We start from the raw sequence: 22,762 nt of genomic DNA, 5'->3' as shown, positions 1-22,762 counted from the left end.
TGCAAGTTTTTCGTGCCAAATCCTTGATTCTGTCGGCAAACCCCAATATAATGCCCGTTCTTTGAACCTTGCCTTCTGCTTTCGCATGGCAGAAGGCTGTTTTTACCATCCATAAGGAGATAACATGCGTCATTACGAGATCGTGTTTATCGTTCATCCTGATCAAAGCGAGCAAGTGCCCGCTATGGTTGAACGTTACAAAACCATGATTACCGAGGCAAACGGTAAGATTCACCGTCTGGAAGATTGGGGTCGCCGCCAACTGGCTTACCCGATTAACAAAATCCATAAAGCACATTATGTTTTGATGAACATTGAAACCACTCCCGAAGTTGTTGAGGAGTTGGAAACCGCGTTCCGTTTCAATGATGCGGTATTGCGTCATCTGACCATCAAAACCAAACACGCCGTTACCGAAGCATCCCCTATGTTGGGTGGTGAAAAGGCTAAGAACCTGCTGAGCGGTGCGTCTGAAGAAGCGGCTGCCCAATAATTGGGATTCAATAATCTTGTTTCGCTTGCCGCGTTAATTGAAAAGGTTTTCCCTATTCGATATACGCCTGCCGGAATCTCTGTCTTAGATATTATCTTAAAGCATGAATCATGGCAGAAAGAAAATGGACAGCAATGTCTTGTCCGATTGGAAATTCCGGCACGGATTTTAGGCAGGCAGGCGGAAGAGTGGCAGTATCGGCAAGGTGTATATGTTCACGTCGAAGGTTTTTTAGCTCAAAAAAGCAGACGTTCCCTGATGCCGATGCTCAGGATACAAAATATTAAAGAATATAAAGGTTAAACGACAATGGCTCGTCAATCATTCAAACGTAGAAAATTCTGCCGTTTCACGGCTGAAAAAATCCAAGAAGTCGATTACAAACAAGTTGATTTGCTGAAAGACTTTATCTCTGAAAACGGTAAAATCATTCCTGCCCGCATTACAGGAACGAAGGCATTCTACCAACGCCAATTGGCTGTTGCCGTAAAACGCGCGCGCTTCTTGGCACTCCTGCCTTATACCGACCAACACAAATAATTTTGGAGTTTAAATCATGCAAATTATTCTGTTAGAAAAAATCGGCGGTCTGGGCAACTTGGGCGACATCGTTACCGTAAAAAACGGTTATGCCCGCAACTTCTTGATTCCTGCCGGTAAGGCAAAACGTGCTACTGAAGCAAACATGAAAGAGTTTGAAGCACGTCGCGCAGAACTGGAAGCTAAACAGGCTGAAATTTTGGCAGATGCCCAAGCCCGTCAGGAAAAATTGGATGGTCAAACCATTACCGTTGCCCAAAAAGCCGGTGTGGACGGTCGTCTCTTCGGTTCGGTTACCAATGCTGATATTGCAGCCGCAATCGTTGCTGCCGGTATCGAAGCTGTGAAAGCGAATGTACGCCTGCCAAACGGTCCTCTGAAAGCCGTTGGCGAGTACGAAGTGGAAGTGGCTTTGCATACTGATGCCGTTGCTAAAATTACCGTTGCCGTCGTTGCCGCAGCCGAGTAATTGAAATTATCAGAATGCCGTCTGAAACCCTGCCGATTATCGGAATGTGGTTTCAGACGGCATTTTTTTGTTTTCTGTATGTTCTGCAAAAATCGGGACGGTTGTTTTTATTTGCCTGAAATCTTTGCAGAAATAGTTTGTTAACGAAATTTGATGCATAAAATGCGCTAAAAAATATTCAATTGACAAAAACTTTTCTAATTTTGAGAAAAGTAGGAAAATCATATGCTTATTTATTTTGAAAATGATAGAGGGCATAAAATTTGGCTGTGTTTCAATATTGTGCTGGTAAGCATACTTCGTTTTAGAATATTCAATAGGATAACTTCCTGACTGACCGAAAAACCATCATGGCATTTTCCCTTGCAAACAGTTGAAATCAACGGATTGTTAAAATACATCCTAAAAATTTAATAACTTATATGATTGCAAAGGTTGCGGCTTGTATGCCGGTCATTATGGCGGAAATGCCGTTTGGGAGGCAGCCGCATCGCGTGGAATCGGCACGGCAGGCGATGCGCCGATGCCTTCGGACGTGAAGGCAGGGAAATCGGCAGTTTGGAAAAAGGCAATGGAATCTGTGGGCAGAAGAAGTTAAGGGCAAAAGTCGGGCGCACGGTCAGGTTGTCTGTTCTCTTGTCGGAACAGGAGGCAGGGCAGCTTTATTCTGATTAATTGCTTGTGCAAACGGTAAAAAGGTTTTTTCGTGTATTTTAAAGCAGGTTGTACAGCATTTTTCCGGCAATCAAAAGCAACATAATGCCGAAGGATTTTTTGAGTTTGGTAGAAGAAAGTTTGTGGGCGGTTTTGACACCGAGCGGGGCAAAGGCAATGGTTGCCGCGCTGAGGACGGCAATGGCGGGCAGGTAAAGGAAGCCCAGTGACCCTTCGGGTAATCCTGCAATATTCAGGCCGTTGACCAGATAAGATATTGCGCCGGATAGTGCAATCGGCCAGGCAAGGCCGGATGATGTACCGATGGCTTTATGGGCGGGGAAGCCGCAGTGGATTAAGAAGGGGACGGAAAGTGAACCGCCGCCTATACCGACCCAGCTCGACATTGCGCCGAACAGTGTGGAAACCGCAGTCAGCCCAGGCAGCTTGGGCAACGGGCGTGATGCCGTCTGAGGGCCGGTATGCAGTGTTTTGAATGCGACGGCGGTTAAAAACAGGATGAAGAAAATTTGAAGCCCGAACGCGGGGATATATTTTGCGGAGAGTGCGCCCGCGAATACGCCGAATATCATACCCGGCATCATCGCAAATACGGTTTTCCAGTCGACCGCCCGTTTTTTGTGCTGCCCCAACATACTGGAAAAGGCGGTGAAGACCATGACGGCGAAGGATGTGCCAACGGCGAGGTGTTGCGCGTAAGGATGTTGTGCCAAACCCTGCAAATCAAGCACCCATAAAACGACAGGGACAATCAGCGTGCCGCCGCCTACGCCGAACAGGCCGGCGATAAAACCTGCCGCACTGCCTACGGCAAGCAGGATTAAGATAATGTCCCAATGCCACATTTAATCTGCCTTTCTGTATTTTTTCCAAAATCGGCGTGCCGCCATAATGTAGCCGGAGAGGCTGTATCCGAAGAAGAACAGGAAGAGGACAAGAGACGGCTCCCAAGTAATCAGAAGCAGCAGCAAAACGGCAAGCAGCATTCCGACAAAGGGGACTTGTCTGCGGATGTTGATTTCTTTAAAACTCCAAAAAGGGATTTGGACAATCATCGACAGGCCGGCAAACAGTGTGATGCCCAATGCCCACCAGTGGACGGCGGGGAATTTTTCGACGCTGTGGTTGACCCAAATCAGCCCGACAATCAGCGCGGCGGCAGTCGGACTGGGCACGCCGATAAACCAGCGTTTATCCACCTTGCCGATAAGCGTGTTGAACAGCGCGAGGCGCAGGGCGGCGCAGGCGCAGTAGATGAAGGCGACGGAATAACCGATTTTGCCGAACTGCCAAAGCTGCCATTTATAGGCAATCAGCGCGGGGGCAACGCCGAAGCTGACCATGTCGGCAAGGCTGTCGAGCTGCTCCCCGAACGCGCTTTGGCTGTTGGTCAGCCGCGCCACGCGCCCGTCCATGCCGTCCAGCAGCATGGAGATGAATACCGCGATGGCGGCGGTTTCATAACGTCCGTGCATGGATTGGGTGATTGCGTAAAACGCGGAAAACAGCGCGGCGATGGTAAAGGAGTTAGGTAGCAGGTAAATACTGTTTTGACGCAGAGAGCGTTGCGGGGTGTTTGGCGGGATTTCCATAGTTGAAGTGTCTCACGGACGTGGAGAATTGATGTTCGGATTATAACGCAAACGCTTATCAAACAATACGCCCTGCCGGTTTAAGCCTCTGATAAGATGTTTGCATGAAAGGCGGAAACAGAAGCCACGGGCGGATTTGCCATTGCTATCGGTAATGTCAGCAAGTCCAACTCGATTAGAAGTACGGTATTGGATCCAAACTCAACCATTGACGATAAATCTGACAGCAGCCTTTTGTTGGGTAATAGTGCGACCATTACAAAAAGTGCAAATTCGGTTGCATTCGGTCTGCTCTTTAAAATCGAAAATTCACAAAATGCCGTTGCGTTTGGTCGAAGCACAAATGCAACAAATGCCAATAGAGGGGTGCAATCGGTTCAACGTCGACGGTTTTATCTGAAAACGGCGTTGCAGCAGGTGCGTTCTCCGAAGTAAAAAACTCGGAAAGTGCCGTCGTATTGGGTAAAAGTGCCAATGTAAAAAGATGCTGACAATGTGATGGCATTGGGTACTGATGCCACTGTTTCGGCTGAAAACGCCGTAGCGGTGGTAACGGTGCCAATACCGGTGGCAAAAATACCGTTGCTGTCGGTGCAAGCTCAAGAGCAACCAAAGAAAGCGGTGGCATTGCCATCGGTTTATCCGCCCGTACAAAGGCGATTTTGCTAACGCAATCGGTTACAAATCACGTGCAGGCGGCGAACACGCAAGTGCTTTCGGCACAGGCAGCACCGCTACCGCAGAAGGCGGATCAGCGTTGGGTTCACATTCCAAAACCTCGGTTGCCGGTAATGTTTGGGGGTACGATCTGCTGAAAAGTGCGGCTCAAACCCAAGATGATTTGATCGGCGGCAATAACGTTACTGCTGATGATGCTGCCGTTCAAGAATTGATAACGTTGAAAGCCGGCAGCAGCGAAGTGGCAACGGAAAACAACTTTAAAACCGTCTTCAACAAGTTTTATGAGTTTAAAGACGGCTTGAAAACCGAATCCGATACAACGGATACCGACAAAACCATCGTTATCCTCGGTAAAGACGACCTGAAAAATAATCCTGATTTTAAAGGGGGATAAGGGCGATAAATGCGACGAGGGTGCAGACGGCAAGTCGGCGTTCGAAATTTGGAGAGAACTGCAGGGCAATACCGGCAAAACCGAAGCCGATTTTGCTGCTGCATTGAAGGGTGAAAAAAGGTGATAAGGGCGATAAAGGTGAATCCGGTCAGGACGGTTCACCCGGAAAATCGGTTAAGGTGGCTTCAGACGGCAGAGGCAACATCCGTGTCGAAGAGAAGGCAGACCATATCGAAATTTCGCTGAATCCGAAACTTGGCAATCTTGAGACAGGTTGTGCGTTTCGGGAACGGTCAAAGCGGTTTCCTTATTTGCATGAATGGCGATGTCCCAAACGTTCATTTCCGTAAAGGTTTTGGCTGTTCCTTTTTCTTCCTCGTATTTTCCGGCAATCAGCCGCAAACTTCCTGCACCTTCGGGAAGCGCCGCAACGGGAATGGCGGCTTTGGCAAGGTGTAGGTAGCGGGGCGGAGTGTTCTTGTATCGGGGGGCAGATTGACTCAAGCTGTACCATTTCAAAAAGCCCGCCTGTTTTGTTGAAGCGTTCGGAATGGAATTCTTCATGGATGACGCCTGAACCGGCAGTCATCCATTGCACGCCGCCTCCTCTGCTTGAGTCGCGGTGTGCGGCTTCGCCGCGATAGGCGATGGTTACGGTTTCAAAATCTTTGTGTGTGGGGGGGGAGACACCTCGGGGGTGCGGTTCGGATTGGGTGCAAATTCATAAGGTACGGCATAGTCGAGCATTAAAAACGGATTCGTTCCCCTGTCGTCGCCCATGTGGGAAAACAGAGACCGGACAGGGAAGCCGTCGCCTACCCGGTGTTGCCTGTCGGTACGGTAGATTTGTCTGACATTTCTCATGATGTATTCCTTTTTTAGTGTTATGCCGTCTTGAACGCTTTTTCAGACGGCATTTGAAGTGTTATTATGGGGTATACATGGGGCGTGCAGTATGCGGATGCCTGCCGGAAACGGCAATCCGTTTTGGAAGGCTAAACCGGCAAAGCAGGGATGTATTCTGTCTTTTTGTTTATAATGCAACAGAATTTGGACGAACCGTCGGGAATTTATCATGATGAAAAAGATACTGGCAGTATCGGCACTATGCCTGATGACTGCGGCGGCACGGGCTGCCGATACTTACGGCTATCTCGCCGTTTGGCAGAATCCGCAGAATGCGGACGATGTTTTGCAGGTTAAAACCACAAAAGAAGATTCGACGAAAGGCGAAGCGTTTGCCGAGTTGGAAGCCTTCTGCAAAGGTCAGGACACGCTTGCGGGCATTGCCGAAGATGAGCCGACCGGATGCCGGTCGGTCGTGTCGCTGAACAATACCTGTGTCGCGCTGGCATACCCGAAAGCCTTGGGCGCAATGCGCGTTGAAAACGCCGTCGTGATTACTTCTCCGCGTTTTACGAGCGTTCATCAGGTCGCACTCAACCAGTGCATCAAAAAATACGGCGCACAGGGACAATGCGGTTTGGAAACAGTGTATTGCACATCTTCTTCTTATTACGGCGGAACTGTGCGCTCTTTGATTCAAAATCTCAAATAAAACGGAAAATGCCGTCTGAAAGATGTTCAGACGGCATTTCCATATCAGCGGTCAGGATTCTTTCGGATCGGGCAGCAGGCTGTTCAACACAATGGCAAGTACGGCGCACAAGCCCACGCCGGCAAAGCTAAAGCTGCCCAGTTTGAGCGTCATGCCACCGATGCCCGTCGTCAGTACCGAGCTGACGATGACCAGGTTTTTCGGTTGCATCAAATCGACTTTGGCATCAATCAGGGTTTTGATGCCCAAAGAAGCAATCGTGCCGAACAGCAGCAGCATAATGCCGCCCATCACAGGCATCGGGATGGAAGCCAAAAACGCATTGAATTTGCCGAAAAACGCCATGCAGACGGCAAAAACCGCCGCCCAAGTCATAATGACGGGGTTGCTGTTTTTGGTAATCATCACCGCGCCGGTCACTTCGCCGTAGGTCGTAACCGGCGGGCCGCCGATCAAGCCGGCAACGCATACGCCCAAGCCGTCGCCGGCAAGGGTTTTGTCCAAGCCCGGGTCTTTTGTATAGTCTTTCCCCGTTACATTGCCGATCGCCATAATGCCGCCGATGTGTTCGATGGCGGGGGCGATTGCGACCGGAAGCATAAACAGTGCCGCCTGCCAGTTGACTTGCGGCGTTTCAAAATGCGGGACGGCAAACCAAGGCGCGTGTACAATGCTTGCCATGTCCACCAGTCCCATCAGCAGTGCCAAAACATAACCCGAAGCGACACCGATCAAGATGGGAATCAGCTTCATCATCCTGCTGCCGAAAACCGATACGATGGCGGTAACGGCAAAGGTAAAGCCGGAAAGAATCAGCGAATCGGTATAGTCGATGACCTGTTTGCCGTCCGCCTGACCCATTGCCATGCTGCTTGCCGCCACGGCAACAGACAGACCGATGACCATGATGACGGGGCCGATGACGACCGGCGGCAGCAGTTTGTGTACCGCCGCCAGTCCGCGCCAACGGATCAGCGCAGCAAACACAAAATACATAAAGCCGGCGGCAAACAGTCCGAACATAGTGGAAGGCAGCCCCCATTCGCCGACGGAGTAGATGATCGGTGCGATAAAGGCAAACGAAGAACCGAGAAAAATCGGCACTTTACGTTTGGTTGTAATTTGGAACAGCAGCGTTCCCAAGCCTGCGCCCAAAAGTGCAAGAGCCGGATTCAGACCGGTCAGCAGGGGAACCAGCACCATTGCGCCGAATGCCACAAATAAAATCTGTGCGCCGGAAACGGCAAGTTTCAGTTGGTTCATACCATCTTCTTTCAATCGGTTCAAACGGCACGGATTATACTGGTTTGCCGAGGGTCTGCGTAAAAATACATATGGCGGGCAACAGATATGCCGTCTGAAAGGCAATGTCTGTCTGTTGCAGGATGAAAGCAGGAGAAATGGAGTATAATCCGACACTTTCCATATTCAATCCGCAAGCCGTCCGGCTTCCTTATTTCAGACGGCATTTTCCGGTAATACGGCATGACAGAAAAATCCCATAAAAAAACAGCAAAAGGCAGGGCGGGAAGCCCGTCCCTAACGTCCGCACGCAACAAGAAAGCCGACAACGGCGCACGGGGCAATAAAGTTTCCGAGCGGCTCAAGGCGGTCAAAGAGTTGCAGAAAACCGAAACCAAAAAGGCGCGTCCCGAACATGTCGTCAACCTTATCGGCGACGCACTGTGGCTGATGGGTTTGGCGGCAACCTTGTATTTGGCGATTTCCCTGATCAGTTTCGATATGGGCGATCCGTCTTGGTCGCACAGTTCTCCGGTTGTGGAAGATGCCGCCAATTGGGGCGGACTGTTCGGCGCGTATGTTGCCGATGTCGGCTATTATCTTTTCGGCTGGTCGTTCTGGTGGTGGATAGCGGCTGCCTGCGTCGTGCTGTATAAAAATTTCCGCCTGCACGCAAAACAGACGGAAAACGAGGCATACAACCACAAAATCGCTGCCGCCGCGCTGTTTGTCCTGACGGTCTTCAGCCCCGTCTTGGAGTATTTTGTGCTGGGCGGAAAATATGCCGACTCCCTGCCTGTCGGAGCCGGCGGTATGGTCGGCATACGCGTCGGCGCAGTATTTGCGTGGCTGCTGGGGAAATCGGGCAGCCTGCTGATTATCCTGGTTGTTCTGCTGTTGTCGTTGTCCCTGCTGGTGCAGATTTCATGGCTGGAATTTTTGAACGGTACGGGCAGGGCGGTTCAAAACCGTCTGAGTGCCTTATCCGGCAAGGTCATGGCTTTGGGAAAACGCCGGCCGAATACCAAAACAGACGGTGTCGATACCCAAAACACACGGCGCATGGTGAAAGAAGCCAAGAATATTACGGCCAAACCTGTTATTCCCCTCGAAGGCAGCAGCAGCAACCGAAAATCTGTTTCCGTTTCCGTTGTGCAGCCGCCTAAAATCCAACCTTCGCTGTTTGAAGACAATGAAGTACAGCAGAACGGCGAATACCACAAGCCTGCATTGAACCTGTTGCGGATTCCCGACAGCGAGCCGGTCAGCATCAATCCCGCCGAATTGGAAAATACAGCCGAACTGATCGAATCCAAACTGGCAGAATTCGGCATCGGCGTACAAGTCGTATCCGCCACATCCGGTCCCGTCATCACGCGCTACGAAATCGAACCCGCGCAAGGTGTCAAAGGCAGTCAAATTGTCGCCTTGTCGAAAGATTTGGCGCGCTCGATGTCGCTGCAATCCGTGCGTATCGTCGAAACCATCGCCGGGAAAAACACGATGGGCATCGAGTTGCCCAACGACAAACGCCAAGACGTGATGTTGAGCGAAATCTTGTCCTCGCCCGTGTTTGCCGAAGCCAAATCCAAGCTGACCGTCGCGCTGGGCAAAGACATCGCCGGTACGCCCGTCGTTGGCGACTTGGCGAAAATGCCGCACCTTTTGGTTGCCGGTATGACCGGTTCGGGCAAGTCCGTCGGCGTGAACGGCATGATTATGTCTATGCTTTTCAAAGCTACGCCCGAGGAAGTCCGCTTTATCATGATCGACCCGAAAATGCTTGAGTTGAGCATTTACGACGGCATTCCGCACTTGCTCTGTCCGGTTGTAACCGATATGCGCGAAGCGGGACAGGCGTTGAACTGGTGCGTCGCCGAAATGGAAAAACGCTACCGCCTGCTCTCACATGCGGGTGTACGCAACTTGGAAGGCTTCAACCAAAAAGTCGAACAAGCCAAAACGGTAGGAAAGCCGCTGCTCAATCCGTTCAGCCTGACCCCCGACGAACCCGAACCTCTGGAAAAACTGCCAATGATTGTGGTTGTTATCGACGAGTTGGCAGACCTGATGATGACCGAACGCAAAGCCGTCGAGCAACAAATCGCACGCCTCGCCCAAAAAGCGCGCGCCGCCGGCATACATATGATTGTCGCCACCCAACGTCCCAGTGTCGATGTCGTTACCGGCCTGATTAAAGCCAACATCCCGACCCGTATGGCGTTTACCGTGCAAAGCAAAATCGACAGCCGAACCATCCTCGATCAAATAGGCGCGGACGAACTGCTGAAATACGGCGACTCCCTGTTCCTCCAGCCCGGCAGTGCCGAACCGACCCGCCTGCAAGGCGCGTTCGTTTCCGATGATGAAGTCCACCGCGTCGTCGCTTTCGTCAAGGAGCAGGCACCGGCAAATTATGTAGAAGGGCTGCTTACAGGCGAAGCGGCACAGGAAACGGCAAATATCGTCAGCCCCAATGCAGACAGCGACGAATTGTTCGATCAGGCAGTCGCCTATGTTTTGGAAAGCAAAAAAACTTCCATTTCGTCTTTGCAGCGGCAGTTGCGTATCGGCTATAACCGCGCGGCAAACCTGATGGAGGCACTGGAAAATGCAGGTGTGGTTTCGCCGGCCGATTTGAACGGCAGCCGTAAAATTTTGGCGCGTAAGGATCATTTGTAGCCCGTGTCGCAAAATGCCGTCTGAACGGCGGAATTGGCGTTTCAGACGGCATATTATGTTTCAGGAGGAACATTGTGATATACTTGCCAGCTAAAATTTTCCCTTTGCGGCAATGCGGTTCAAATCCCAGTATCCGCCGCGCGCCGGCTTTCCGTTGCCGGGAAGGGGTGTCATTTTATCAACACAACAAATTTAAGGGCTTATGATGAGCGTAACTGTTGAAACTTTAGAAAATCTGGAACGCAAAGTAGTGTTGTCCCTGCCTTGGTCCGAAATCAATGCAGAAACCGATAAAAAACTGAAACAAACCCAACGCCGTGCAAAAATCGACGGTTTCCGTCCGGGTAAAGCACCTTTAAAAATGATTGCCCAAATGTACGGTGCGAGCGCGCAAAACGACGTGATCAACGAGCTGGTGCAACGCCGCTTCTACGATGTTGCCGTTGCCCAAGAGTTGAAAGTGGCAGGCTTTCCCCGTTTTGAAGGCGTTGAAGAACAAGACGATAAAGAGTCTTTCAAAGTTGCCGCCATTTTTGAAGTGTTCCCCGAAGTCGTGATCGGCGATTTGTCTGCACAAGAGGTCGAAAAAGTAACCGCTTCCGTCGGCGATGCCGAAGTGGATCAAACCGTAGAAATCCTGCGAAAACAACGCACCCGCTTCAACCATGTCGAACGCGAAGCCCGAAACGGCGACCGCGTCATCATCGACTTTGAAGGTAAAATCGACGGCGAACCTTTTGCCGGCGGTGCATCCAAAAACTACGCCTTCGTATTGGGCGCAGGTCAAATGTTGCCTGAATTTGAAGCCGGCGTAGTCGGCATGAAGGCAGGCGAGGGCAAAGACGTTACCGTCAACTTCCCTGAAGACTACCACGGTAAAGACGTTGCCGGTAAATCCGCTGTTTTTGCCATTACATTGAACAATGTATCCGAACCCATCCTGCCCGAAGTGGATGCCGACTTCGCCAAAGCATTGGGTATTGCCGATGGCGACGTTGCCAAAATGCGCGAAGAAGTGAAGAAAAACGTAAGCCGCGAAGTGGAACGCCGCGTAAACGAACAAACCAAAGAATCTGTAATGAACGCGCTGATTAAAGCCGTAGAGTTGAAAGTTCCGGTTGCTTTGGTCAATGAAGAAGCCGCCCGCTTGGCAAACGAAATGAAACAAAACTTCGTCAACCAAGGTATGGCCGATGCCGCGAACTTGGATTTGCCTTTGGATATGTTCAAAGAGCAAGCCGAACGCCGCGTGTCTTTGGGTCTGATTTTGGCCAAACTGGTTGACGAAAACAAACTCGAGCCAACTGAAGAACAAATCAAGGCCGTTGTTGCCAACTTCGCAGAAAGCTACGAAGATCCTCAAGAAGTGATCGACTGGTACTACGCAGAGCCTTCCCGCCTGCAAGGTCCGACTTCTTTGGCAGTAGAAAGCAACGTCGTTGATTTCGTTTTGGGCAAAGCCAAAGTAACCGAAAAAGCTTTGTCTTTTGACGAAGTGATGGGCGCACAAGCCTAATCATCTTCAAAAGGTCGTCTGAAACAGACAACTTGAAAGCACCAAAGCACCTCTTTGGTGCTTTCGCAACATTGACAGGAGACAAAAATGTCCTTCGATTTCAATAATTACCTCGTTCCTACCGTGATTGAACAAAGCGGCCGGGGCGAGCGTGCATTTGATATTTACTCGCGCCTTTTGAAAGAGCGCATCGTATTTTTAGTCGGCCCGGTAACCGACGAGTCCGCCAATTTGGTGGTTGCCCAACTGTTGTTTTTGGAAAGTGAAAATCCGGACAAAGATATTTTCTTCTACATCAACTCCCCAGGCGGTTCGGTAACGGCCGGTATGTCGATTTACGACACGATGAATTTCATCAAGCCCGATGTATCGACTTTGTGCTTGGGGCAGGCGGCAAGTATGGGGGCGTTCTTATTGTCGGCAGGCGAAAAAGGCAAACGTTTCGCACTGCCCAACAGCCGTATTATGATTCACCAGCCTTTAATCAGCGGAGGCTTGGGCGGTCAGGCATCCGACATTGAAATTCACGCACGCGAGTTGTTGAAAATCAAAGAAAAACTCAACCGCCTGATGGCGAAACATTGCGGCCGCGATTTGGCAGATTTGGAGCGCGACACCGACCGTGATAATTTCATGTCTGTCGAAGAGGCAAAAGAATATGGTTTGATTGACCAAGTTTTGGAAAACCGCGCTTCTTTGCAGCTTTAAACCTTGTGAAGTAGACAAATGCCGTCTGAAAACAGTTCAGACGGCATTTGTCTTATAGGGACTGTATCGGGATGATTTTGTTCTGGTTGCGTTTGGAGCCGTTTTCGCCGTAGTTGGTTTTGACATACTCTTCAACAATAGCCAGAAATTCCGTTGCAATGTTGTCGCCTTTCAGCGTTACTTTGCGTTCACCATCTACATAAACAGGCGCAACGGGTGTTTCCCCCGTACCGGGCAGGCTGATGCCGATGTCAGCCAGTTTGCTTTCTCCGGGGCCGTTGACGACACAGCCCATCACGGCGACATTCAAGGATTCCACGCCGGGATAAGCAGTACGCCATACGGTCATTTTTTGGCGCAGGTAGTTTTGCACATCTTGAGCCAGTTCTTGAAAAACGGTACTGGTGGTGCGTCCGCATCCCGGGCAGGCGGTAACCATCGGCGTAAACGAGCGTAAACCCATAGTCTGTAAAATCTCTTGCCCGACGACGACCTCCTGAGTACGCGGGCTACCCGGTTCCGGAGTGAGTGAAATGCGGATGGTGTCGCCGATTCCTTCTTGAAGCAAGACGGATAATGCCGCTGTTGATGCGACAATACCTTTGCTGCCCATACCGGCTTCGGTCAAACCCAAATGCAGCGGATAGGCGCAACGGCTGCCCAGTTCGCGGTAAACCTGAATCAGGTCTTGAACCGCGCTGACTTTGCACGACAGGATAATTTTGTCTTCGGGCAGTCCCAATAGAACGGCTTTTTCGGCAGATTCCAAAGCGGAGACAATCAGTGCTTCCTTCATCACTTCTTCGGGCGGTTTCGGCGCGGAAGAAGCGAGGTTGGCATCCATCATACGTTTGGCGAGGCTCTGATCCAAAGAACCCCAGTTTACGCCGATGCGGACGGCTTTATTGTTTTCGGCAGCAGTCCGAATCATAAAGGCAAATTTTTCATCGCCTTTTGCACCTTTGCCGACATTGCCGGGATTGATGCGGTATTTGGACAGGGCTTTTGCACACTCGGGAAATTCCGCCAACAGGCGTTCGCCATTGAAGTGGAAGTCGCCAATCAGTGGTGTGGCATAGCCCATATCGTCCAAGCGGCAGCGGATTTCGGCAACTTTGGACGCGGCTTCGGGGCTGTTGACAGTGATTCGCACCATTTCCGAGCCGGCATCGCTCAATTCCTTAATCTGCAATGCGGTGGCTTTTGCATCGGCAGTGTCGGTGTTGGTCATAGATTGGATAACGACGGGTGCTTCTGAACCGACGGTAATATGATCGATGCGGACTTGATGCGTCCTGCGGCGTTGGAGTGTGTTCATATGGTTTGAATCTGTTTATTGACCGGTGAGGACGGTTTGCAATTCTTCCGAGTAGGGGAAATTTGCCTGCAATTGTGCTTCATATTCGTATGCCGCCTGCGCGTTGCCGAGGGCTTTGGCAATTTTCCAGCCAAGCAGCAAATCATCGGCCTGAAGGACTTCTACCCTGCTTTGGTATTTTTTAAAGTAGTAATCGGCATCGCCCAACTGCCCGGCCAGCATTTTGGTGCGCGCCAGTTCTTTAAATGCGGGGGGGAACTGCGGCTGCGAGGCGAGCGAGCGTTCCAAATAGGCTTCCGCCAATCCGAATTGCCCCTGTTTGGCACTGCATATGCCTTTATTCAGGTTGGCAATATAAGGGGTCGGGTAGGTGGGGTCGGCCAGGGCTTTATCGAAATATGCCATAGATTCGGCAGGGCGGTTGAGCCTGCTGCACAGGAACCAGCCGTAGTTGTTGTTGATTTCGGCACTGTCGGGTTTGATGGATAGGGCTTGCCGGAAACTTTCCTGCGCCTTGTCGTTAACTTTCAGGTATTGATAGATTTCGGCACGAACCAGCCAGGCAAGCTCGTTTTTAGGGTCCGATTTCAAGGCATCTTCAATACTTGCCGTCGCCTGACGGTAGTCCTGACCGCGCATATATTCCATTGCCAACTGGGTTTTGATATTGGAAACCTGATTGGCTTTTTCTGCCCGCGAGGGGCGGTAGGAAGTGCTGCACGCGCCCAAGGCAAGGACAAGTAATAAAGAGATTCGTTTGGATGGCTTAAAAGGCATAATTACCCCTGTTGTCCGATTAAAATCTGCTGCCATTTTTGTTGGCGGCGCGTTTTATCCCGAACCTGACCTGCCAACTGTCCGCAGGCGGCATCGATGTCGTCGCCGCGCGTTTTTCGTACGGTAACGACAAATCCTGCCTGCTGCAAAATATCGCGGAACACACGGATGTTCTCATTGCTGGAGCGTTCGTATCCGGAGTTTGGGAAGGGATTGAACGGAATCAGATTGAACTTGCAGGGAACATCTTTGACCAGTTCGATCAGTTCGCGCGCATGTTGCGCCTTATCGTTTATTCCGTCCAACATGACGTATTCGAAAGTGATGAAATCCCTGGGTGCTTTGACCAGATAGCGTTGGCAGGCCGCCATCAGTTCTTTCAAGGGATATTTTTTGTTCAACGGTACGATTTGGTTGCGGACTTCGTCATTGGAAGCATGGAGGGAAACCGCCAAAGCCACCGGCATGACATCGCGCAACCTGTCCATTTGGGGAACCATACCCGAAGTGGAAACCGTTACGCGGCGGCGGCTCAAACCGTATCCGTGGTCGTCCAGCATGATGCTCAAGGCGGTAACGACATTGTCGAAGTTCGCCATCGGCTCGCCCATACCCATCATTACTACATTGGAAATTACGCGTTCGTTTTTCGGTGTAACGCCCATCGCTTTGTTTGCCCACCACAATTGCCCGATAATTTCGGCAGCGGTCAAATTGCGGTTGAAGCCCTGCCGGCCGGTCGAGCAAAATGTACATTCCAAAGCGCAGCCGACTTGCGAGGAAATGCAGAGCGTGCCGCGATCCGATTCGGGGATGAAGACGGTTTCCACGCCGTTGCCCGTCCCGACATCCAAAAGCCATTTTCGAGTGCCGTCTGAAGATTCTTGAGACATCATCAGCTTGGGAATTTCGATGCTTGCCTGTTCGTTCAGTTTATGGCGCAGGGATTTTGCCAAATCGGTCATTTCGTCAAAATTTTGCGCGCCGGATTGGTGCATCCAACGCATAACCTGTTTGGCACGGAAAGGTTTTTCGCCCATATCGGCAAAATGTCGGGTCAGCCCTTGAAGGTCGTAGTTGAGCAGATTGGTTTTCATGTGTTTGTGTTTTTCTTAAATTAAGGCTTCAAATAAAAAATTGCAGGGCAGGCAAGTTTGATTTGAAGTCTTTTGCAACAGGGTTTTCAGACGGCATGGATATATTTTATGCCGTCTGAAGAGGAGTTGTGCGGTGTATTGTATCAACGGGGGCAGATTTCGGTTTGGCTGAAAAAGTAGGCAATTTCCAAAGCAGCATTTTCCACGCTGTCGGAACCGTGTACGGCATTGATACTGACCGATGTGGCAAAGTCCGCGCGTATCGTGCCTTCGGCGGCTTCGGCGGGATTGGTCGCCCCCATCAGTTCGCGGTTTTTCAGGACGGCGTTTTCGCCTTCCAGTACTTGAATCATAACCGGGCCGCCGGTCATAAACTCAACCAATCCGGCATAGAAGGGGCGGTCTTTATGAACCGCATAAAATTCTTGCGCCTCTTTGAGGGTAAGCTGCTTCATTTTGGCGGCAACGATTTTCAGACCGTTCTCCTCAAAGCGGCTGTATATTTTGCCGATAACGTTTTTGCCGACGGCATCGGGTTTGATGATGGAGATGGTGCGTTCAATCGCCATGCTATATCCTTATTTTTACTTAAGAAGAATCAAATCGGTATTCTACCAAAAAATAACTTATCCGCCTGAAGCCTTGGGAGACAGGGTCAGGTGCGGCTGTTCCAAATAAACTTCGGACTGCATTTCGACCATCCGGCTGGCGGTGCGGGTAAATTCTTCGGCAAAATCGCCTTCCGTGTAGATATGGTTGACATCTACCGCGCCGGTGGCACACAGTTTGACTCGGAAATCGTAGAGCACGTCAATCAGCCAAGTCAGCCGCCGCGCCTCCGCCTTTTCTTGCGGTGAGAGTTGTTCCAAACCTGAAACAAAAACCATTTCATAGTGTTCGGCCAAATACAGATAGTCGGACTGCGAGCGCGGGCCGAAGCACAGTGAGCGGAAATCAAACCATATGGCACGGCCGGACTCGGCTTTGTGGGGAATTTCCCGACCGTGGATGGTGCTGATGCCGGGGTTCAAATCGGTAATGCCTGTCATTTCTTTGAACAGTTTTGCCAGTTTTGCCTCATTTTCTTCATTGGCAGGCGTAAAGAAAATCTCGGCGGGGCGGAGGGTACGCAGCCGGTAGTCTTCCCCGCCGTCAACGTTTAAGACGGTCAGGCTGGATTCGATGAGCGCGATTGTGGGAAGAAAACTGCTCCGGTTTTGACCTTGGGGGTAGAGTTCGGAAGGCGCGTAGTTTGAAGTCGCCACCAAAACAACGCCCTCGTTAAGCAGGTTTTCCAGCAGACGGCCTAAAATCATTGCATCCGCAATATCGCTGACATGAAATTCGTCAAAACACAATACGCGGGTTTCTTTGGCAATCTCGGCGGCAACGGATTTCAACGGGTTGCTTTCGCTTTTCAGGGCTTTCAGCCGCCGGTGGATTTCTGCCATAAAGGCATGAAAGTGGACGCGGCGTTTGCGGCGGTAAGGCAGACATCCGAAAAAAGCGTCCATCAGAAAGCTTTTGCCGCGTCCGACCCCGCCATAGAAATAAAGCCCTTTGGGGACTTGCGGGGAACGCAAACTCCTGCCTAAAAAACGGTTTCTTTTGCGTTTGAACATCATCAATTCGGTCCAAAGCCGATCGAGATGTTCGATGGCGGCAGCCTGTGCGTCGTCGCGGATAAAGTTGGGCAGTTGTGAGGCGGCTTGATACCAAGTCAGCGGGCTGTGGTTTTCAAACGGCGGGGCTTTAAAAAGTTGGTCTCTATTACTCATATTTAACCTTGTTATACTTCTTGCGGCGGAGAAAGAAAATGCTTACCGTCGGTATTATAAATGATTTCCTTCAAACTTGGCGTTTTCAGTGGAAAAGAATAATGACGCGCACAAGGGAGGTATAAGCAAAGGCGGGGTTTCAATATGGTGCAGATATGAGCCCAAATGCCTTTTATTTCAGGCTGCGTTTTAATATTAAAGGAGGATAAATGAAACAGATGGTGAATCGCAAGGCTGTTACGCCCCGTCAGCTTAGAGGAGGCGAAAACACAACAGGAACAGGCTGCTTATGCAAATTCGGCAACGAATAATGCGAAGCCTGGAAGTGAAGTAGGAAATACGGGCGATTTTAATGTTTGACCAATCAGGTTTTAAGCTCAAAAATGATACTGATCAAATCAAGGGCAGGGTTTGGTAATCCGTAGGGCCGGCTCCTTCAGGTTCAGACGGCATACGTTTATGCCGGCACTTCTTACCGCCCTCGTGCCGGCTATCCCAAACTGCTTTGAATACTGAACGCTCTTCGGTTTACTTCAAAAATGCGGCGTGATAAGCAATATGCTCGCCAATAAAACTGGCGATGAAGTAATAGCTGTGATCGTATCCTTTATGGAAGCGTACATCGACCGTTTGATTTGCCGCACGACAGGTTTTGATAAAATCTTCGGTACGCAATTGTATTGGCAAAAACTCATCTTCCAAGCCTTGATCGATACGCATACCTTGCACTTTATAGCCTTGTTGGATGAGTGAGTTCGCATCATATTGCTGCCATTTTTCGCGATCTTTTCCTAAATAAGCAGTAAAGGCTTTTTCTCCCCACGGTACGAGGCTTGGCGATAAAATAGGCGAAAAGGCAGAAACACTTTGATAATGTTCCCGATTCCGTAGTGCCAATACCAATGCGCCGTGTCCGCCCATCGAATGCCCCATAATGGAACGTTTGCCGTTGGTAGGAAAATGTTTCTCAATCAGACGGGGCAGCTCGTTCAAAATATAATCATACATTTGATAATTCGCCGCCCAAGGCTGCTCGGTCGCATTCAAATAAAAGCCCGCACCTTGCCCTAAATCGTAAGCAGCATCATTCGGCACTTGCTCTCCGCGAGGGCTGGTATCAGGCGCAACAACAATCACTTGATGTTCTGCCGCGTAACGCTGAAAGCCTGATTTGGTAATGAAATTTTGTTCCGTACACGTTAAGCCGGAAAGCCAATAAATCACACCAAGTGGTCGATTTTCCGGATTATTTGGCAAATAGACGGCAAATTTCATTTCGCATTGAAGCGTTTGGGCATGGTGTGCCCAAACTTGTTGCGAACCGTCAAAAATTTGATGTTGTTCAATCAGTTTCATCGCGTACCTTAGTAATGAATAACAGCGCGGATCGATTTACCTTCGTGCATTAACTCAAAGGCTTCATTGATTTCATCGAGTGTCATTGTGTGGGTTACAAACGGTTCTAACTGGATGTCGCCTTTCATTGAGTCTTCCACCATTTTCGGCAGTTCAGAGCGGCCTTTCACGCCGCCAAATGCCGTGCCTCTCCAAACACGACCTGTTACCAACTGGAACGGACGCGTTGAAATTTCTTGGCCAGCACCCGCTACACCGATGATAATGGATTGTCCCCAACCGCGGTGTGCGCTTTCTAATGCCTGACGCATTACATTTACATTGCCAATACATTCAAAGGTATGGTCAATGCCCCATTTATTGATGTCTAACAACACATCTTTAATCGGTTTATCGTAATCGTTCGGGTTCAAACAATCCGTTGCACCAAACTGTTTTGCCAACTCGAATTTTGCAGGATTGGTATCAATAGCAATAATACGACCGGCTTTGGCTTGACGTGCACCTTGCACCACAGCTAAACCAATCGCGCCCAAGCCAAACACGGCAACAGAGTCGCCTTCTTGCACTTTTGCTGTGTTATGTACCGCACCAATACCTGTGGTCACGCCGCAGCCGAGCAAACATACTTGTTCGTGGTTGGCTTCGGGGTTGATTTTCGCCAGTGAAACTTCGGCAACAACAGAATATTCACTGAAAGTCGAACAGCCCATATAGTGATAGATCGGCTGACCTTGATAAGAAAAACGCGTCGTGCCGTCCGGCATTAAACCTTTACCTTGCGTATCACGCACTGAGACGCATAAGTTGGTTTTACCTGAACGGCAAAACTCACATTCGCCACATTCAGCGGTGTAAAGCGGAATAACGTGATCACCCGGTTTTACGCTTGACACACCTTCACCCACAGCAATGACCACACCCGCACCTTCATGCCCAAGCACCACAGGGAATACGCCCTCAGGATCGCTTCCTGATAACGTAAACGCATCAGTATGGCACACGCCAGTGTGAGTGTTACGAATTAACACCTCGCCTTTGCGCGGCATTTCTACGTCGATTTCTACAATTTGTAAGGGTTGATTTGGAGCGAATGCCACCGCCGCACGCGATTTGATGGTTGAATTGGTTTGTTTCGTTTCCATTGTCTTTCCTCTTAATTCATTGACAAAACAGCCTTGCCTGAGCAACATAGCAACAGTTTACACTTTAGAGTTCACTCTAAGGCAAGTATTTTTTACCGTTTTTGTTTAGAGGGAGGGAAAATGACTTATACCACTGCCAAAGCTGCCGAAAAAATAGGCATCTCCGCCCACACTTTACGCTTTTACGACAAAGAAGGCTTGTTGCCTAATATCGGACGTGATGAATACGGTAACCGCTGTTTTACCGATAACGATTTGCAATGGTTGGGCTTATTGCAATGCTTGAAAAATACGGGAATGAGCTTAAAAGACATCAAACGCTTTGCAGAATGTACCGTCATTGGCGACGATACTATTGAAGAACGCCTTTTCTTGTTTGAAAATCAAATAGAAAATGTGAAGTGTCAAATTGCCGAATTAAAACGCTATTTAGATTTGCTTGAATACAAATTGGCGTTTTACCAAAAAGCGAAAGCATTAGGTTCGGTAAAAGCCGTAAATTTGCCGCAAATTCCTGAAACGGCTTAGTTTTAGTGCAACAAGCAGGATTTTTGTCCTGTTCGTAATAGAAATCAACAATTTGTTGTTTACGGATTGTAAGCAATGATAAAAAAATCCACGCTTTAATCCGTTGCTTGCCTGGCTCAAGGTATTGAAGCAGCGGATGAAGTTAAGCCATAGAAAAAACGCCGCTTGGAAGCGGCGTTTTGATGCTAAGGTTTAATTGGCATTTTCTTTTAAAGCCAAGTCGACCCGCTCGCGCAATTCTTTACCGGGCTTGAAGTGGGGTACATGTTTTTCAGGTACTTCCACACGCTCGCCGGTTTTGGGATTGCGACCGATGCGGGCAGGACGATGGTTCAAATCGAAGCTGCCGAAACCGCGGATTTCGATGCGTTGACCTCGGGCAAGCGATCGGGTCATGGTGTCAACCAGGACTTTTACGCTGTACTCTACGTCTTTTGCCTGAAGATGCGTGCCGTTTTTGGCGGCAAATACTTCTGCCAAGCGAGCCATTAACTCAGACTTTGTCATGTCTGCAACCTTATTCTTGCTCGCCGGAGAGTTTGGCTTTCAGCAGGTCGCCCAAGCTGGTGGTGCCGGCATTTGCAGTAGCGGCTGCGTTGACGGAGTTCAGTGCTTCGCGGCTTTCTTTGGCGTCTTTGGCTTTAACAGAAAGTTTGATGCTGCGGTTTTTGCGGTCAACGGTAATGATGACGGCTTCAACTTCGTCGCCTTCTTTCAGTTTGGTGGTCAAGTCTTCAACACGGTCGGCGGCGAATTCAGAAGCGGGCAGGTAGCCTTCTACTTCGTCAGACAGAGCAACAACAGCACCTTTGGCATCAACAGATTTCACGGAACCTTTAACCAAAGAACCTTTGTCGTTCACGCTGATGAAGTTGCCGAAAGGATCGCCTTCCAGTTGTTTGATACCCAAGGAGATGCGTTCTTTTTCCACGTCGATTGCCAATACGACGGCTTCGACTTCTTCGCCTTTTTTGTATTTGCGTACGGCTTCTTCGCCGGATTCGGTCCAGGACAGGTCGGACAGGTGAACCAGACCGTCGATGCCGCCGGGCAGGCCGACGAATACGCCGAAATCGGTAATGGATTTAACCGCACCGGAGATTTTGTCGCCTTTGTTGTGGTTGGCGGCAAATTCTTCCCAAGGATTGGCCTGGCATTGTTTCATACCCAAAGAGATACGGCGGCGGCCCTCGTCGATTTCCAAAATCATGACTTCGACTTCGTCGCCCAGTTGTACGACTTTGCTCGGGTGTACGTTTTTGTTGGTCCAGTCCATTTCGGAGACGTGTACCAAACCTTCGATGCCTTGTTCGATTTCGACGAATGCGCCGTAGTCGGTCAGGTTGGATACTTTACCGAACAGGCGGGTACCTTGCGGGTAACGACGGGTCAGACCGCTCCAAGGATCTTCGCCCAGTTGTTTCATACCCAAGGAAACGCGTTGTTTTTCTTGGTCGAATTTCAATACTTTGGCTTCAACTTCCTGACCGACTTCCAAGACTTCGCTCGGGTGTTTTACGCGACGCCATGCCAGATCGGTGATGTGCAGCAGACCGTCGATACCGCCCAGGTCAACGAATGCGCCGTAGTCGGTGATGTTTTTGACGATGCCTTTGATGACGGAGCCTTCTTGCAGGTTTTCCAGCAGGGCTTTGCGTTCTTCACCCAAAGTGGCTTCCAGAACGGCGCGGCGGGAAACAACGACGTTGTTGCGTTTTTTGTCCAGTTTGATCACTTTGAATTCGATCTCTTTGCCTTCAAAGTGGGAAGTGTCTTTAACGGGACGTACGTCGACCAAAGAACCCGGCAGGAATGCGCGGATGCTGTTGATCATAACGGTTAGGCCGCCTTTGACTTTGCCGTTGATGATGCCGGACAGGATGTCGCCGTTTTCCATGGCTTCTTCCAGGGCAATCCAATCGGCTGCGCGTTTGGCTTTTTCGCGGGACAGTTTGGTTTCGCCGAAGCCGTTTTCGACGGATTCGATGGTAACGGTAACGAAGTCGCCGACTTTAACTTCAATTTCGCCTTGAGCGTTTTTGAATTCAGCTACATCGATCAGGGATTCTGATTTCAGACCTGCGTTTACGGTAACGAAGTTTTGGTCGATTGCCACTACTTCAGCGGTAATCACCTCACCCGGGTTCATTTCTTGCAGGGTAAAGCTTTCTTCTAACAGTTGGGCAAAATTTTCCATAGACATATATAACTCT

At 50.0% G+C, this 22,762-nt stretch carries 24 protein-coding genes and 1 pseudogene; 11 read left to right on the top strand and 14 right to left on the bottom strand.

Annotation, left to right across the window (positions count from 1 at the left end):
* The first annotated feature begins 124 nt into the window (after window positions 1-124).
* The 5 genes from rpsF to Q3O06_RS08705 all read left to right on the top strand — a co-directional run bounded on the left by rpsF (window position 125) and on the right by Q3O06_RS08705 (window position 2,177).
* A complete protein-coding gene (rpsF, locus tag Q3O06_RS08725; protein ID WP_002232587.1) occupies window positions 125-493 on the top strand; it encodes a 30S ribosomal protein S6 in 369 nt (122 codons plus the stop codon).
* A complete protein-coding gene (gene priB / locus Q3O06_RS08720) occupies window positions 494-796 on the top strand; it encodes a primosomal replication protein N (protein WP_301818450.1) in 303 nt (100 codons plus the stop codon).
* Between the two features lie 6 nt (window positions 797-802).
* Window positions 803-1,033: a 30S ribosomal protein S18 gene (rpsR, locus tag Q3O06_RS08715; RefSeq protein WP_002213306.1), complete on the top strand. Its 231-nt coding sequence runs from the start codon at window positions 803-805 to the stop codon at window positions 1,031-1,033.
* A gap of 16 nt (window positions 1,034-1,049) precedes the next feature.
* A complete protein-coding gene (gene rplI / locus Q3O06_RS08710; RefSeq protein ID WP_301673212.1) occupies window positions 1,050-1,502 on the top strand; it encodes a 50S ribosomal protein L9 in 453 nt (150 codons plus the stop codon).
* A gap of 474 nt (window positions 1,503-1,976) precedes the next feature.
* Complete coding sequence (locus Q3O06_RS08705; RefSeq protein ID WP_301818449.1) at window positions 1,977-2,177, top strand: hypothetical protein; 201 nt, start codon at window positions 1,977-1,979, stop codon at window positions 2,175-2,177.
* Window positions 2,178-2,215: 38 nt separating this feature from the next.
* Here Q3O06_RS08705 and Q3O06_RS08700 read toward each other — a convergent pair whose 3' ends face one another.
* The 3 genes from Q3O06_RS08700 to Q3O06_RS08690 form a co-directional block, all read right to left on the bottom strand.
* Window positions 2,216-3,022 (bottom strand): sulfite exporter TauE/SafE family protein, encoded by an 807-nt coding sequence (locus tag Q3O06_RS08700; protein WP_301818448.1) that lies wholly within the window; start codon window positions 3,020-3,022, stop codon window positions 2,216-2,218.
* Complete coding sequence (pssA, locus tag Q3O06_RS08695) at window positions 3,023-3,769, bottom strand: CDP-diacylglycerol--serine O-phosphatidyltransferase (RefSeq protein ID WP_107818975.1); 747 nt, start codon at window positions 3,767-3,769, stop codon at window positions 3,023-3,025. It lies immediately after the preceding gene.
* A 295-nt stretch (window positions 3,770-4,064) separates the two neighbouring features.
* Window positions 4,065-4,403, bottom strand: a complete 339-nt coding sequence (locus Q3O06_RS08690; RefSeq protein ID WP_159068542.1) for a hypothetical protein — start codon at window positions 4,401-4,403, stop codon at window positions 4,065-4,067.
* Between the two features lie 123 nt (window positions 4,404-4,526).
* Here Q3O06_RS08690 and Q3O06_RS08685 point away from each other — a divergent pair, with 123 nt between their 5' ends.
* Complete coding sequence (locus tag Q3O06_RS08685; protein ID WP_301818447.1) at window positions 4,527-4,844, top strand: hypothetical protein; 318 nt, start codon at window positions 4,527-4,529, stop codon at window positions 4,842-4,844.
* Window positions 4,845-5,111: 267 nt separating this feature from the next.
* Here Q3O06_RS08685 and Q3O06_RS08680 read toward each other — a convergent pair.
* Window positions 5,112-5,708: pseudogene (locus tag Q3O06_RS08680) on the bottom strand (pirin family protein); the annotation flags it as partial.
* Between the two features lie 211 nt (window positions 5,709-5,919).
* Here Q3O06_RS08680 and Q3O06_RS08675 point away from each other — a divergent pair.
* Complete coding sequence (locus tag Q3O06_RS08675; RefSeq protein ID WP_118997908.1) at window positions 5,920-6,402, top strand: DUF4189 domain-containing protein; 483 nt, start codon at window positions 5,920-5,922, stop codon at window positions 6,400-6,402.
* A gap of 51 nt (window positions 6,403-6,453) precedes the next feature.
* Here Q3O06_RS08675 and Q3O06_RS08670 read toward each other — a convergent pair whose 3' ends face one another.
* Window positions 6,454-7,665 carry a uracil-xanthine permease family protein gene (locus tag Q3O06_RS08670; RefSeq protein ID WP_301818446.1) on the bottom strand — a complete coding sequence of 404 codons (1,212 nt, stop codon included), beginning with the start codon at window positions 7,663-7,665 and terminating at the stop codon, window positions 6,454-6,456.
* A 222-nt stretch (window positions 7,666-7,887) separates the two neighbouring features.
* Here Q3O06_RS08670 and Q3O06_RS08665 point away from each other — a divergent pair, with 222 nt between their 5' ends.
* The 3 genes from Q3O06_RS08665 (at window position 7,888) to clpP (ending at window position 12,550) form a co-directional block, all read left to right on the top strand.
* Window positions 7,888-10,326 (top strand): DNA translocase FtsK, encoded by a 2,439-nt coding sequence (locus tag Q3O06_RS08665; RefSeq protein ID WP_301818445.1) that lies wholly within the window; start codon window positions 7,888-7,890, stop codon window positions 10,324-10,326.
* 205 nt (window positions 10,327-10,531) lie between these two features.
* Window positions 10,532-11,842 (top strand): trigger factor, encoded by a 1,311-nt coding sequence (gene tig / locus Q3O06_RS08660; RefSeq protein ID WP_301818467.1) that lies wholly within the window; start codon window positions 10,532-10,534, stop codon window positions 11,840-11,842.
* A gap of 87 nt (window positions 11,843-11,929) precedes the next feature.
* The gene (gene clpP, locus Q3O06_RS08655) at window positions 11,930-12,550 is read left to right on the top strand and encodes an ATP-dependent Clp endopeptidase proteolytic subunit ClpP (RefSeq protein WP_301818444.1); all 621 of its coding nucleotides are present in this window, start codon (window positions 11,930-11,932) and stop codon (window positions 12,548-12,550) included.
* A gap of 52 nt (window positions 12,551-12,602) precedes the next feature.
* Here clpP and ispG read toward each other — a convergent pair whose 3' ends face one another.
* The 7 genes from ispG to Q3O06_RS08620 all read right to left on the bottom strand — a co-directional run bounded on the left by ispG (window position 12,603) and on the right by Q3O06_RS08620 (window position 20,021).
* Complete coding sequence (gene ispG / locus Q3O06_RS08650) at window positions 12,603-13,868, bottom strand: flavodoxin-dependent (E)-4-hydroxy-3-methylbut-2-enyl-diphosphate synthase (RefSeq protein WP_301818443.1); 1,266 nt, start codon at window positions 13,866-13,868, stop codon at window positions 12,603-12,605.
* A 15-nt stretch (window positions 13,869-13,883) separates the two neighbouring features.
* On the bottom strand, window positions 13,884-14,645 hold the full coding sequence (gene pilW, locus Q3O06_RS08645) for a type IV pilus biogenesis/stability protein PilW (protein ID WP_301818442.1): 762 nt from the start codon (window positions 14,643-14,645) through the stop codon (window positions 13,884-13,886).
* A 2-nt stretch (window positions 14,646-14,647) separates the two neighbouring features.
* Window positions 14,648-15,742: a dual-specificity RNA methyltransferase RlmN gene (rlmN, locus tag Q3O06_RS08640; RefSeq protein ID WP_301668898.1), complete on the bottom strand. Its 1,095-nt coding sequence runs from the start codon at window positions 15,740-15,742 to the stop codon at window positions 14,648-14,650.
* A 143-nt stretch (window positions 15,743-15,885) separates the two neighbouring features.
* Window positions 15,886-16,311 (bottom strand): nucleoside-diphosphate kinase, encoded by a 426-nt coding sequence (gene ndk, locus Q3O06_RS08635; RefSeq protein ID WP_014573969.1) that lies wholly within the window; start codon window positions 16,309-16,311, stop codon window positions 15,886-15,888.
* Window positions 16,312-16,368: 57 nt separating this feature from the next.
* Window positions 16,369-17,520 (bottom strand): cell division protein ZapE, encoded by a 1,152-nt coding sequence (gene zapE / locus Q3O06_RS08630; protein WP_301818441.1) that lies wholly within the window; start codon window positions 17,518-17,520, stop codon window positions 16,369-16,371.
* A 528-nt stretch (window positions 17,521-18,048) separates the two neighbouring features.
* The gene (gene fghA, locus Q3O06_RS08625) at window positions 18,049-18,876 is read right to left on the bottom strand and encodes an S-formylglutathione hydrolase (protein WP_301818440.1); all 828 of its coding nucleotides are present in this window, start codon (window positions 18,874-18,876) and stop codon (window positions 18,049-18,051) included.
* An 8-nt stretch (window positions 18,877-18,884) separates the two neighbouring features.
* Window positions 18,885-20,021, bottom strand: coding sequence for an S-(hydroxymethyl)glutathione dehydrogenase/class III alcohol dehydrogenase (locus tag Q3O06_RS08620; protein WP_441338292.1), 1,137 nt, complete (start codon window positions 20,019-20,021; stop codon window positions 18,885-18,887).
* A 120-nt stretch (window positions 20,022-20,141) separates the two neighbouring features.
* Here Q3O06_RS08620 and Q3O06_RS08615 point away from each other — a divergent pair, with 120 nt between their 5' ends.
* Window positions 20,142-20,549 (top strand): MerR family transcriptional regulator, encoded by a 408-nt coding sequence (locus tag Q3O06_RS08615; RefSeq protein ID WP_118799468.1) that lies wholly within the window; start codon window positions 20,142-20,144, stop codon window positions 20,547-20,549.
* Window positions 20,550-20,741: 192 nt separating this feature from the next.
* Here Q3O06_RS08615 and Q3O06_RS08610 read toward each other — a convergent pair whose 3' ends face one another.
* Both Q3O06_RS08610 and rpsA read right to left on the bottom strand, forming a co-directional pair.
* Complete coding sequence (locus Q3O06_RS08610) at window positions 20,742-21,056, bottom strand: integration host factor subunit beta (protein ID WP_107818963.1); 315 nt, start codon at window positions 21,054-21,056, stop codon at window positions 20,742-20,744.
* Window positions 21,057-21,066: 10 nt separating this feature from the next.
* On the bottom strand, window positions 21,067-22,752 hold the full coding sequence (gene rpsA / locus Q3O06_RS08605) for a 30S ribosomal protein S1 (protein WP_301818439.1): 1,686 nt from the start codon (window positions 22,750-22,752) through the stop codon (window positions 21,067-21,069).
* Window positions 22,753-22,762 lie beyond the last annotated feature (10 nt).

This window comes from Neisseria maigaei, from assembly GCF_958267405.1.
In the GTDB taxonomy this organism is placed as follows: domain Bacteria; phylum Pseudomonadota; class Gammaproteobacteria; order Burkholderiales; family Neisseriaceae; genus Neisseria; species Neisseria bergeri.
Note: the sequence above shows the minus strand (reverse complement) of the source record. Positions and strands in the feature narration are given on the sequence as shown.

Excerpts from the sequence above, each read along its gene's own strand:
- rpsF (WP_002232587.1), top strand. The coding sequence starts at position 125 with ATGCGTCATTACGAGATCGTGTTTATCGTTCATCCTGATCAAAGCGAG.
- rpsR (WP_002213306.1), top strand. The coding sequence starts at position 803 with ATGGCTCGTCAATCATTCAAACGTAGAAAATTCTGCCGTTTCACGGCT.
- rplI (WP_301673212.1), top strand. The coding sequence starts at position 1,050 with ATGCAAATTATTCTGTTAGAAAAAATCGGCGGTCTGGGCAACTTGGGC.
- Q3O06_RS08700 (WP_301818448.1), bottom strand. The coding sequence starts at position 3,022 with ATGTGGCATTGGGACATTATCTTAATCCTGCTTGCCGTAGGCAGTGCG.
- pssA (WP_107818975.1), bottom strand. The coding sequence starts at position 3,769 with ATGGAAATCCCGCCAAACACCCCGCAACGCTCTCTGCGTCAAAACAGT.
- Q3O06_RS08690 (WP_159068542.1), bottom strand. The coding sequence starts at position 4,403 with ATGGCAATGCCACCGCTTTCTTTGGTTGCTCTTGAGCTTGCACCGACA.
- Q3O06_RS08675 (WP_118997908.1), top strand. The coding sequence starts at position 5,920 with ATGATGAAAAAGATACTGGCAGTATCGGCACTATGCCTGATGACTGCG.
- Q3O06_RS08670 (WP_301818446.1), bottom strand. The coding sequence starts at position 7,665 with ATGAACCAACTGAAACTTGCCGTTTCCGGCGCACAGATTTTATTTGTG.
- Q3O06_RS08665 (WP_301818445.1), top strand. The coding sequence starts at position 7,888 with ATGACAGAAAAATCCCATAAAAAAACAGCAAAAGGCAGGGCGGGAAGC.
- tig (WP_301818467.1), top strand. The coding sequence starts at position 10,532 with ATGAGCGTAACTGTTGAAACTTTAGAAAATCTGGAACGCAAAGTAGTG.
- clpP (WP_301818444.1), top strand. The coding sequence starts at position 11,930 with ATGTCCTTCGATTTCAATAATTACCTCGTTCCTACCGTGATTGAACAA.
- ispG (WP_301818443.1), bottom strand. The coding sequence starts at position 13,868 with ATGAACACACTCCAACGCCGCAGGACGCATCAAGTCCGCATCGATCAT.
- pilW (WP_301818442.1), bottom strand. The coding sequence starts at position 14,645 with ATGCCTTTTAAGCCATCCAAACGAATCTCTTTATTACTTGTCCTTGCC.
- rlmN (WP_301668898.1), bottom strand. The coding sequence starts at position 15,742 with ATGAAAACCAATCTGCTCAACTACGACCTTCAAGGGCTGACCCGACAT.
- ndk (WP_014573969.1), bottom strand. The coding sequence starts at position 16,311 with ATGGCGATTGAACGCACCATCTCCATCATCAAACCCGATGCCGTCGGC.
- zapE (WP_301818441.1), bottom strand. The coding sequence starts at position 17,520 with ATGAGTAATAGAGACCAACTTTTTAAAGCCCCGCCGTTTGAAAACCAC.
- fghA (WP_301818440.1), bottom strand. The coding sequence starts at position 18,876 with ATGAAACTGATTGAACAACATCAAATTTTTGACGGTTCGCAACAAGTT.
- Q3O06_RS08620 (WP_441338292.1), bottom strand. The coding sequence starts at position 20,021 with ATGGAAACGAAACAAACCAATTCAACCATCAAATCGCGTGCGGCGGTG.
- Q3O06_RS08615 (WP_118799468.1), top strand. The coding sequence starts at position 20,142 with ATGACTTATACCACTGCCAAAGCTGCCGAAAAAATAGGCATCTCCGCC.
- Q3O06_RS08610 (WP_107818963.1), bottom strand. The coding sequence starts at position 21,056 with ATGACAAAGTCTGAGTTAATGGCTCGCTTGGCAGAAGTATTTGCCGCC.
- rpsA (WP_301818439.1), bottom strand. The coding sequence starts at position 22,752 with ATGTCTATGGAAAATTTTGCCCAACTGTTAGAAGAAAGCTTTACCCTG.